This is a genomic window from Ferrovibrio sp. (assembly GCF_019636075.1).
GTDB lineage: Bacteria > Pseudomonadota > Alphaproteobacteria > Ferrovibrionales > Ferrovibrionaceae > Ferrovibrio.
Genome location: NZ_JAHBYG010000074.1, coordinates 1 through 10,069, shown reverse-complemented (window position 1 = coordinate 10,069; position 10,069 = coordinate 1). Strand labels below are relative to the sequence as shown.

The following is a 10,069-nucleotide window of genomic DNA, read 5'->3' as shown; positions in this document are numbered from 1 at the left end:
TGTGGCGGTGATCCATAGCGAGGAAGCGCTCGGCCCCTATGGTGCGGTGGATTGCGGCGGCTTTGTTGCCGGCTTCACCCTGGCGGCGCAAAGCCTGGGCGTGGCCACGATTCCGCAGGCCGCCATCGCATCCTACGCAGCTTTCATCCGCAGCTTTTTCGGCCTGCCGGAAAACCGGCTGGTCGTTTGCGGCATTTCATTCGGCTATGCCGATATGGATGCGCCGGCCAATGGGTTCCGCACCCAGCGTGCGACATTGGATGACGTGGTTGCCTGGCACGATTGAGCGGCGCCCAGGCTTGTTTCAATCGTTCACGCGGCAGAAGCAGCGATAGAGCCGGATGCAGCCGGCATCCATGGCGCTGAGCCGGATCGCCCAATGCTCGCCCTCCGAAATCGCCCAATCGCGTTCGATGGGATCGGCATTGGCGCCTTGCAGCTTGATCTGCGCCGCATAGGCCGAGAAAGCATCGAGCAGCGCGGCCTTGTATTCCTGCGACACATCTTCCAGGAACATCACTGTGTAATTCAGGCTTTCCAGCTCGGCCTGCAGGCCTTCCAGGGTCAGCAGATGCGGCTTCACCGGCTCGCGTTCCAACCACACTTCATAGACGCGGCTTTCTTCCGAACCGGTGAGCAGGAAATCGGTGAACATCAACTGTCCGCCGGGCCGCAGCGCGCCGCGCAGCTTGGCCAGCAGCAGGCGTTTGTCCTGTACGCCGATCAGGCCTTCCTTGCTCAGCACCGCATCGATGCTGCGGCGTTTGAACTGGATATCGTCCAGGCTTGAAGCGCGGATATTGGTGCGTTGCTTCAAGCCTTCCTTGCGGGCCAGGCCAAGCCCGGTATCCACCAGCGCGGCATCGCTGTCCCAGGCATCCACCCACATGCCCTCGCGGGCCAGCAGGCGGGTCATGGCACCCATGCCGCAGCCAAGTTCGGTGATCGAATGATTGGGATTGAGGCCCAATGGCTGGGTCAGCTGGCGGATCAGCGCCTCGCCGCCAGGTTTATCGAAGCCCTCGCCGAACAGGGTTTGCACCACGGCCAGCCGGCGCGGCGGCCAACTGGCGATGGTGGGTTCGGTATCCTCGGGATCGGGCGGCGGCGGCTCGGCTTCGGCGGCATATGGCTGGCCATCCGCCATATCATCGGCCCCGGCGGCATCGCCTTCCCACCAGGCACGCAACTTGGCGCGCCAGCCGGGTGGCTTGCCCGACGGCGAGTCTGGGTGTTTATCGGTATGCTTGTTGCCTGGCTGGCTTGCCACGTAACGCAACCTCCGCTGCGCAGTTTTTCACAGCAGGAAGCCAGGGTCCAGCAGGTTTGAATCCGGCGATTGATTCAGATCAGGCCGCGAGATAATGCGCCTTAGCGCCGCGCCGCGAGGCAATGCGCCTTAGCGCCGTGGGGCAATGCGCCTTAGCGCCGCGAGGCGATACGCTCGGGCAGCAGGTCGCGCACGCGGCGGCGGGCTTCCAGCTCGCGGATGCGGGCGGATTGCGCCGTGGTGATCAGGCGCGGCGCCGGCGGATTGGCCCACACGGTCACCGGATCGGTGAGCAGGCTATCGGCCAGCTGCTTGATCTCGGCGGGCAGCGTAGTGGCGAACACGATGGTCTGGCGCTCGGTGGGCGCGGCCTCGAAGATCGCCTTCAGCTCGGCGGTGAGGCCGAGATCCAGCATGCGGTCGGCTTCGTCCAGCACCAGGATTTCAAGCTTGTTCAGCTCCAGCTGGCCGGCATTGATCAGTTCGACCACGCGGCCGGGAGTGCCGATCACGATGTCGATGCCGCGGGCCAGCGCCTGGGCCTGGGCAGCCTTGCCCGGGCCTTCATATACAGTGGCCTGGCTGAGCCGCACGAAACGGCCATAGGCACGGAAGCTTTCATGGATATGCTGCACGCGCTCACGCGCCGGCGTCAGCACCAGGGCGCGGGCCTTGCGGGCGCCAGCCGGATGACGGTCGATCGAGAGGTGCTGCAGAATCGGCAGGGTGAAGGCCACGGTCTTGCCAGCGCCGGCTTCGGCCTGGCCCAGCAGATCACGGCCCTGCAACAGATGCGGGATGGCTTTCGCTTGAATGGTGGTGGGCGCCTGATGCTTTTCAGCGGCCAAGGCGCGCTGAATGGGTTCCACGAGATCAAGCTGCGAGAAAGAGGCGTTCAACATCGTCCGACTATCTTTTCACAACACGGGCAAATCACAACACGGAGTCCCACCGGAGAATGCCACCCCATCCCGGCGCCAACGGCTACCAGACGAAAAGAGTGGGTGTTTAGAAACCCGGCCCTGCTAGACAATCGATATTAAGTCCAGGGCTAGTGCGGATTTTCCCGGCGGGGGAGCCGCGAACTCGGGGATAGTACCCACCCTTCCGGCTTTTGCAAGTGCGAAAATTCAGCGTGACATTTTTGCCACGGGGAAACTGCTAATGATTTGAAAATAAAGCATTATTTTCATCTGAATTTTCCACGAACGATAATGCCGTTTTTATTGGCAGCTATTATTTACGGCAATATCGATGGATTTATCCACAAATCGGGTTTCGACTCGTTGAATGTCGATGTTCTGGTAAAAATTCCTATCGTTCTTGTCGGCTCTGGCATATCCGAGCGGCTGTTTGGTCATGAGTCAGAACCCGGTCGGGCCGAGCGGAAGCCGGGCCAGAAGCCGGGCCAGAAGCCGGGCTAGAAGATGGGGCCCGGGATTCCGGCAGACTCCCCGGAAGGCAGTTGCAATTAGGCTTTCGGGCCGTTAGAACCTGCGCCTCTATCGGGCGTTCCGGCTGAAAGGGCTGCCGTGTCTGCCTAGAATGCAACTTACTCCTCATGGAGGTTATCGCAAAATGCCCAAGTTGAAGACCAAGAGCGGGGCGAAGAAGCGTTTCAAGCTGACCGCCACCGGCAAAGTGAAGCGTGCCCAGGCGGGCAAGCGTCACGGCATGATCAAGCGCACACCGAAGCAGATCCGCGACCACCGTGGCACCGCCATCGTGTTCGAGGGTGATGCGCGCAAGATCAAAAAATACTATCTAGCTGGCTGAGGAGTAAACCGCAATGGCACGTGTCAAGCGCGGCGTTACCGCCCACGCCAAGCATAAGAAGATCATCAAGGCCGCGAAGGGTTATCGCGGCCGTGGCAATAATGCCTTCCGCGCCGCCATCGAGAAGGTGGAGAAGGGCCTGCGTTACGCGTATCGCGACCGCCGCGCCCGCAAGCGGAATTTCCGCGCGCTGTGGATCCAGCGCATCAACGCCGCCGTGCGTGAGGAAGGCCTCACCTATGGCCGATTTATGAACGGCCTCAAGCTGGCCGGCGTTGAGGTGGACCGCAAGGTGCTTGCCGATCTCGCCGTCACCCAGCCGGAGGCCTTCTCCGCTCTGGTGGCGCAGGCCAAGGCCGCGCTGCCGGCAGAGGCAGCCTAAGCGGCGCGCGAAACGTAATTCAGCGATTGCTTGCGAAGGGGGCCGTCAGCCAACGGCCCCCTTTGTTTGTTTTCATCCCCGTTTGTTTTTGTCCCTCTCCAGAGGCAATCAGATGACCGATATCGTAGCGCAGGCGCAGGCTTCCGAGCGCGCCATCGCCCAGGCCGAGAAGCCAGAGGCGCTGGAACAGGCGCGGCTCGATGCGCTGGGTAAGAAGGGCTGGCTCAGTGCCGCCTTGAAGGAACTGGGCGGGCTGGAGCCCGAGGCGCGCAAGCAGCGCGCGGCACAGCTCAACGAGATCAAGGATCGTCTGAGCGGCGCATTGGACGCCAAGCGCGGCGCGCTGGAAGATGCCGCGATCAATGCCCGGCTGGCGGCAGAGAAGCAGGACATGACGCTGCCGCTGCTGGATGGCGCGGAAAACCTCGGCCGCATCCATCCGATCGGCCAGGTGATCGACGAGATCACCGAGATTTTCGCCGCCATGGGCTTCACCATCGCCGAAGGCCCGGATATCGAAGACGACTTCCATAATTTCACCGCGCTGAACATTCCGCCGGCGCATCCCGCGCGCCAGATGCAGGACACCTTCTATCTGCCGCCGCGCGAAGATGGCGAACAGATGGTGCTGCGCACCCATACCTCGCCGGTGCAGATCCGCACCATGCGTTCGGCGCAGCCGCCGCATCGCATCGTGGTGCCGGGCCGCACCTATCGCTCCGATTACGACATGACGCATACGCCCATGTTCCATCAGATCGAGGGCCTGGTGATCGACCGCAACATCCATATGGGCCATCTCAAGGGCGTGCTGGTGGAATTCTGCAAGGCCTTCTTCGAGACCGACAAGGTGAAGATGCGCTTCCGCCCCAGCTATTTCCCCTTCACCGAGCCGTCGGCGGAAGTGGATATCAATTGCTCGCGCGAGGGCGGCGTGCTGCGCGTGGGCGAGGGCGACGATTGGCTGGAAATTCTCGGTTCGGGCATGGTGCATCGCAAGGTGCTGGAACATTGCGGCGTCGATCCCAATGAATGGCAGGGCTTCGCCTGGGGTATGGGCATCGACCGCATCGCCATGCTGAAATACGGCATCCCCGATCTGCGCGCCTTCTTCGATGCCGATCTGCGCTGGCTGAAGCATTACGGCTTCGTGCCGCTGGATATACCCACATTGGGCCAGGGGGTGGCGCGATGAAATTCACGCTGTCCTGGCTGAAAAGCCATCTCGAAACCGATGCATCGCTGGATGCCATCTGCGCCAAGCTGACCGCCATCGGCCTGGAAGTGGAGGGCGTGACCGATCCGGCCGCCATCTTCAAGCCGTTCCGTGTGGCGCATGTGCTGAAGGCCGATCCGCATCCCAATGCCGACAAGCTGCGGGTTTGCCTGGTGGATACCGGTGAAGGCGAACCGTTGCAGGTGGTGTGCGGCGCGCCGAATGCGCGGGCCGGCATGAAGGGCGTGTTCGCGCCCGTGGGCAGCACCGTGCCCGGCATCGATCTCACGCTGAAGGCCGCCACCATCCGTGGCGTGGCCTCCAACGGCATGCTCTGCTCGGAACGCGAGATGGGCCTGTCGGACGAGCATAACGGCATCATCGACCTGCCGGCCGATGCGCCCTTGGGCGCGCCGTTCGCCAGTGTGATGGGGCTGGACGATCCGGTGATCGAAATCAAGCTGACGCCCAATCGCGGCGATTGCCTGGGCGTGCGCGGCATCGCGCGCGATCTGGCCGCTGCCGGCATCGGCAGCTTGAAGCCGCTCACCGTGGTGGCCACCACCGGCATGTATGACAGCCCGATCAAGGTGCGGCGCGATTTTCCCGCCGATGCCCAGGATGCCTGTGCGCTGTTCGTCGGCCGCCTGATCCGTGGCGTGAAGAATGGGCCGTCGCCGGCCTGGTTGCAGCGCCGGCTGAAATCCATCGGCCTGCGCCCGATTTCGGCGCTGGTGGATGTGACGAATTTCTTCACCTACGATCTTGGCCGGCCGCTGCATGTGTTCGATGCCGCCAAGGTGAAGGGCGATATCGTGGCGCGCCTGGCTAGGCCCGGCGAAAAGCTGCTGGCGCTGGATGGCCGCGAATACACCCTCGATGAAACCATGACCGTGATCGCCGACGATAACGGCCCGGAAGGCATCGGCGGCGTGATGGGCGGCGAGCATTCCGGCTGTTCGGAAGCCACCACCGATGTGTTTGTGGAATGCGCCTGGTTCGATCCGGTGCGCACGGCACAGACCGGCCGCAAGCTGGGCATCCATTCCGATGCGCGCCATCGCTTCGAACGCGGCGTCGATCCCGCCTTCCTGCATGACGGCATGGAACTGGCCACCCGCATGATCCTAGAATTATGCGGCGGCTCGGCCTCCATCGTGGAAGTGGCCGGCGACGAGCCGGATTGGTCGCGCCGGGTGGCGTATCGTCCCTCGCGCCTGCTGGGGCTGGTGGGTTTCGATCTGCCGGTTGCGCGCCAGGCAGAATTGCTGCGCGCGCTGGGTTTTGGGGTTTCCGAAGCCGACGAGCGCTTGCAGATCGACGTGCCGTCCTGGCGTCCGGATATCGATGGCGAAGCCGATATCGTGGAGGAAGTGGCGCGCCTGGCCGGTTTCGACCTGATTCCGGCCACGCCGCTGCCGGTGGATCGTGCCGTGCCGCTGCCGGCGGTGAATGCCGCGCAGCGCCGCGCCCGGCTGGCCCGCCGTGGCCTGGCCGCGCGCGGGCTGGTGGAGGCTGTCACCTATTCCTTCATCCGCCGTGCCGATGCCGCTCTGTTTGGCGGCGGCAAGGACGATCTGCAACTGGTCAACCCGATCAGCGCCGATCTGGATGCCATGCGGCCCTCGATCCTGCCCGGCCTGCTGCAAGCGGCCAAGCGCAATATGGATCGCGGCTTCGGCGATGTGGCTTTGTTCGAACTCGGTCCGCAATATGCCGATCAAACGCCGGAAGGCCAGTCGCTGGTGGCCAGCGGCATCCGGCGCGGCATGAGCGGCCCGCGTCATTGGCGGGAAAAGCCGCGCAATGTGGATGCCTATGATGCCAAGGCCGATGCGATTGCCGCTTTGGCCGCCGCCGGTGCACCGGTGGAAAACCTGATGGTGATGGATGGGGCGCCGGATTGGTATCACCCCGGCCGTTCGGGCACATTGCGCCTGGGGCCGAAAGTGGTGCTGGCGCATTTCGGCGAGTTGCATCCACGCGTGCTGAAAACCATGGATGCGCGCGGACCGCTGGTGGGCTTCGAGGTGTTTCTCGACCGCATTCCGGCAGCGCGTGCCAAATCCGGCCGCGCCAAGCCGGCGTTGAAGCTGGTGGAATATCCGGCGGTGGAGCGCGATTTCGCGTTCCTGGTGGATGCCGGGCTTGCGGTGGACAGTCTGCTCAAGGCCGTGCGCGGTGCCGAGAAGGCGTTGATCGCACGGGTGAGCGTGTTCGACGTATTCGCCGGCAACAATATCGAACCCGGCAAAAAGTCCGTGGCGATCTCGGTGCGGCTGGAGCCGCAGGATCGCACGCTTACCGATGCCGAGATCGAGGCGGTGGGCAAGAAGGTGGTGGACGCGGCGGCCAAGGCCTGCGGCGCCGTGCTGCGGGCCTGATCGCATGTACACGCTTGGCATTCATTCCGGCTATCACGATGCCTGCGCGGCGCTCTACCGCGACTACGAACTGGTGGCCGCCGTGGCGCTGGAGCGCATGACGCGCCGCAAGATCGATGGCGGCCGCATCCCCGACGAGGCGATTGCGGAATGTTTGGGCATCGCCGGCATCACGGCGCAGGATGTGTCTGCCGTGGCGCTTTCGCGCGGCGCGTTTCCCAGCCGTTATTTCAAGCATTTTCCGCTGCCGCGCCTGGTAGAGAATCGCGTGCGCGAAATGGTGGGGCTGGAAAAGAATAAAAGCATGGAGCGCGAATGCGTGCGCTATGGCCGCACCGACAGCATCAACATGTTCGATGCCGCGGGCTTTCTGCGCGATGCCGGGCTGCGGCCCGATACCAAGCTGCATTTCTACAATCATCATTGCTCGCATGCGCTGGGCACGCTGTTCCATACCGATTGGGATGAGGCGCTGATTTATACCGCCGATGGCGGCGGCGACAATGTGCAATACAGCCACCGCATTCTGCGCGATGGAAAACTCGAAACGCTGTATGGCGGCGATGACGGCCTGTTGCAGCCGATGCGTATCGATTCGCTGGGCCTGGCTTATGGCTATGCCACCCAGGCGCTGGGCTTCCGAATCAACAAGCATGAAGGCAAGCTGACCGGCCTGGCCGCCCTTGGCGAACCCGCCATCGCCCAGGCCTTGGCCTCGCATTTCAGCGTGGACGACGATGGTCGCGTGAGCAGCGATTTCGACAGCTACCCCGCCATGCGGCGCTGGGTATTCGCCTGGGCGGAGGGCCATCCGCGCGAAGTGGTGGCCGCTTCCGTGCAGAAGGTGCTGGAGGATTTCATCCTGCTGGCGGTGGGCCGGTTGCTGAAAAAGCATGGCCTGCGCAAACTCGGCCTGTCTGGCGGCGTCTTCGCCAATGTGAAGCTGAACCAGCGCCTGGCCGAGGAATTGCCGGTGGATGAAGTGTTCATCTATCCGGCGATGAGCGACCAGGGCCTGGCCGCCGGCGGCGCGCTGGATTATCTGCTGGCGCGCGATGGTTTGCAGACCTGGCTTTCCAAACGCTATCGCTTTCCGCATCTCTATCTGGGCCGCGATTACACGGCGGATATCGATCCGATCCTGGCCAATGGCGGCGCGGCGCTCGTGCATGCTGATTCTGTGCGGGGCGATCCGGTGCAGACGGCGGCGGAATTGCTGCATGATGGCAAGATCGTGGCGATTTACGCCAAAGGCATGGAGCATGGGCCGCGCGCGCTGGGCGCCCGCACCATCATGGCCGCGCCCTTGCGCAACGAGATCAACCAGACCCTGAACGACCGCCTGGAACGCTCGGAATTCATGCCGTTTGCGCCGGTGGTGCGCGATGTGGATGCCACGCGGGTTTTCGATCTGCTGCCGCAATCGCTCTATGCCGCGCGGTTCATGACCATCACCTGCCAGGTGCGAGATGAATGGCGCATGCGCATTCCCGCCGTGGTGCATGTGGATCGCACCGCACGGCCGCAGGTGATCGAACGCGAACCGAACCCGCTTTATTACGATATTCTCACCGCCTATGCCGAGCGCAGCGGCGTGCCGGTGCTGGTGAATACCAGCTTCAATGTACATGAAGAACCGATCATCAACACGCCGGCGGAATGCCTGCGCGCGCTGGTGGAAGGCCGCATCGATTATGTGGTGACCGAAAGCGCGGTATGGAAAAAAGCCTGAGGGAATAGAATATGGCCAAGCATCGGATCGCAGTCATCGCCGGCGACGGCATCGGCAAGGAAGTGATGCCCGAAGGCCTGCGTGTGATGGATGCGGCGGCGCGCCGCTTCGGCATCGATCTCGGCTTCGACAGCTTCGATTGGAGCTGCGATTACTACCTCAAGCATGGCATGATGATGCCGGAGGATTGGAAGGATCGCATCGGCGGCCATGATGCGATCTATTTCGGCGCGGTGGGCGACCCAGCCCGGGTGCCCGACCATATCTCGCTCTGGGGCTCGCTGATCAAGTGGCGCCGCGAATTCGATCAATATGTGAATCTGCGCCCCGTGCGGCTGATGCCGGGCATTCCCAGCCCGCTGGCCAACCGCAAGGTGGGCGATATCGATTTCTATGTGGTGCGCGAGAATACCGAGGGCGAATATTCCTCGGTGGGCGGCCGCATGTTCGGCGGCACCGAACGTGAATTCGTCGTTCAGGAAACCTTCCTTACTCGCATCGGCACGGATCGCATCCTGAAATTCGCCTTCGACCTGGCGCAGAGCCGGCCGAAAAAGCATCTCACCTCGGCCACCAAGTCGAACGGCATTTCCATCACCATGCCCTATTGGGACGAGCGGGTGGAGGAGATGGCGAAACGTTATCCCGAAGTGCGCACCGATAAGTATCACATCGATATCCTCACGGCGCATTTCGTGCTGCATCCGCATTGGTTCGATGTGGTGGTGGGCTCCAACCTGTTCGGCGACATCCTGTCCGATCTCGGCCCGGCCTGCACCGGCACCATCGGCATCGCGCCTTCGGCCAATCTCAATCCCGAGGGGAAATTCCCCTCGCTGTTCGAGCCGGTGCATGGCTCGGCGCCGGATATTGCCGGCAAGGGCATCGCCAATCCGGTGGGCCAGATTTGGTGCGGCGCCATGATGCTGGAGCATCTGGGCCACAAGGATGCCGCCGATGCCGTGGTGAAAGCCATCGAGCAGGCGCTGGAATTCGGCCCGCGCACGCCGGATATGGGCGGCCAGGCCAGCACCAGCGATCTCGGCAAGGCGGTGGCCGAAGCCGTGGCGGCGGGGTGACCGGCTAAAAATCGGGATTTTTTGGGCTTTATGCTGCGTTGCCGCAGACCCTGGGGGATGGTAAAACCCCCGCCCATGAATGCTCCCCAAAATCTTGCCCAGGCTGGGTCGGCGGCCGGAATCCCCGATGGCTTCAAGCCGCTGCCCATCGAAGCCGAATTCGTGATCCAGAACGGCCCGTTCTATGGCCGGCTGGACGAAAACCGCGTGCCGGTGATGGGTTTCCGGGT

At 63.0% G+C, this 10,069-nt stretch carries 10 protein-coding genes; 8 read left to right on the top strand and 2 right to left on the bottom strand.

Annotated elements, in window-relative coordinates; translation table 11 throughout:
* On the top strand, positions 1–286 hold a 286-nt coding region (locus KF827_RS19180; RefSeq protein WP_291009119.1), incomplete at its 5' end, for a nitroreductase family protein.
* A gap of 18 nt (positions 287–304) precedes the next feature.
* Here KF827_RS19180 and KF827_RS19175 read toward each other — a convergent pair.
* Positions 305–1,270, bottom strand: a complete 966-nt coding sequence (locus KF827_RS19175) for a class I SAM-dependent methyltransferase (RefSeq protein ID WP_291009116.1) — start codon at positions 1,268–1,270, stop codon at positions 305–307.
* A gap of 152 nt (positions 1,271–1,422) precedes the next feature.
* The gene (locus KF827_RS19170; RefSeq protein WP_291009113.1) at positions 1,423–2,172 is read right to left on the bottom strand and encodes a DEAD/DEAH box helicase; all 750 of its coding nucleotides are present in this window, start codon (positions 2,170–2,172) and stop codon (positions 1,423–1,425) included.
* Between the two features lie 312 nt (positions 2,173–2,484).
* Between KF827_RS19170 and KF827_RS19165 the strand changes: the two genes are divergently transcribed.
* From KF827_RS19165 to KF827_RS19135, 7 genes are all read left to right on the top strand, one after another.
* Entirely contained in the window at positions 2,485–2,694 is a 210-nt protein-coding gene (locus KF827_RS19165) for a hypothetical protein (RefSeq protein ID WP_291009110.1), read from the top strand.
* A gap of 154 nt (positions 2,695–2,848) precedes the next feature.
* Positions 2,849–3,046, top strand: a complete 198-nt coding sequence (rpmI, locus tag KF827_RS19160; RefSeq protein ID WP_291009106.1) for a 50S ribosomal protein L35 — start codon at positions 2,849–2,851, stop codon at positions 3,044–3,046.
* A 13-nt stretch (positions 3,047–3,059) separates the two neighbouring features.
* Entirely contained in the window at positions 3,060–3,428 is a 369-nt protein-coding gene (gene rplT / locus KF827_RS19155) for a 50S ribosomal protein L20 (protein ID WP_291009103.1), read from the top strand.
* Between the two features lie 112 nt (positions 3,429–3,540).
* Entirely contained in the window at positions 3,541–4,623 is a 1,083-nt protein-coding gene (gene pheS / locus KF827_RS19150; RefSeq protein ID WP_291009101.1) for a phenylalanine--tRNA ligase subunit alpha, read from the top strand.
* Positions 4,620–7,028: a phenylalanine--tRNA ligase subunit beta gene (pheT, locus tag KF827_RS19145; RefSeq protein WP_291009098.1), complete on the top strand. Its 2,409-nt coding sequence runs from the start codon at positions 4,620–4,622 to the stop codon at positions 7,026–7,028. The genes pheS and pheT overlap by 4 nt, the downstream gene beginning before the upstream one ends.
* 4 nt (positions 7,029–7,032) lie before the next feature.
* Positions 7,033–8,760 carry a carbamoyltransferase C-terminal domain-containing protein gene (locus KF827_RS19140; protein ID WP_291009095.1) on the top strand — a complete coding sequence of 576 codons (1,728 nt, stop codon included), beginning with the start codon at positions 7,033–7,035 and terminating at the stop codon, positions 8,758–8,760.
* A gap of 11 nt (positions 8,761–8,771) precedes the next feature.
* A complete protein-coding gene (locus KF827_RS19135; RefSeq protein WP_291009092.1) occupies positions 8,772–9,839 on the top strand; it encodes a tartrate dehydrogenase in 1,068 nt (355 codons plus the stop codon).
* Positions 9,840–10,069: the final 230 nt, after the last annotated feature.

What these genes read in the sequence shown, in the direction of transcription:
- KF827_RS19170 (WP_291009113.1), bottom strand. Translation starts at nt 2,172, where the DNA reads ATGTTGAACGCCTCTTTCTCGCAGCTTGATCTCGTGGAACCCATTCAG.
- KF827_RS19165 (WP_291009110.1), top strand. Translation starts at nt 2,485, where the DNA reads ATGCCGTTTTTATTGGCAGCTATTATTTACGGCAATATCGATGGATTT.
- rpmI (WP_291009106.1), top strand. Translation starts at nt 2,849, where the DNA reads ATGCCCAAGTTGAAGACCAAGAGCGGGGCGAAGAAGCGTTTCAAGCTG.
- rplT (WP_291009103.1), top strand. Translation starts at nt 3,060, where the DNA reads ATGGCACGTGTCAAGCGCGGCGTTACCGCCCACGCCAAGCATAAGAAG.
- pheS (WP_291009101.1), top strand. Translation starts at nt 3,541, where the DNA reads ATGACCGATATCGTAGCGCAGGCGCAGGCTTCCGAGCGCGCCATCGCC.
- pheT (WP_291009098.1), top strand. Translation starts at nt 4,620, where the DNA reads ATGAAATTCACGCTGTCCTGGCTGAAAAGCCATCTCGAAACCGATGCA.
- KF827_RS19140 (WP_291009095.1), top strand. Translation starts at nt 7,033, where the DNA reads ATGTACACGCTTGGCATTCATTCCGGCTATCACGATGCCTGCGCGGCG.
- KF827_RS19135 (WP_291009092.1), top strand. Translation starts at nt 8,772, where the DNA reads ATGGCCAAGCATCGGATCGCAGTCATCGCCGGCGACGGCATCGGCAAG.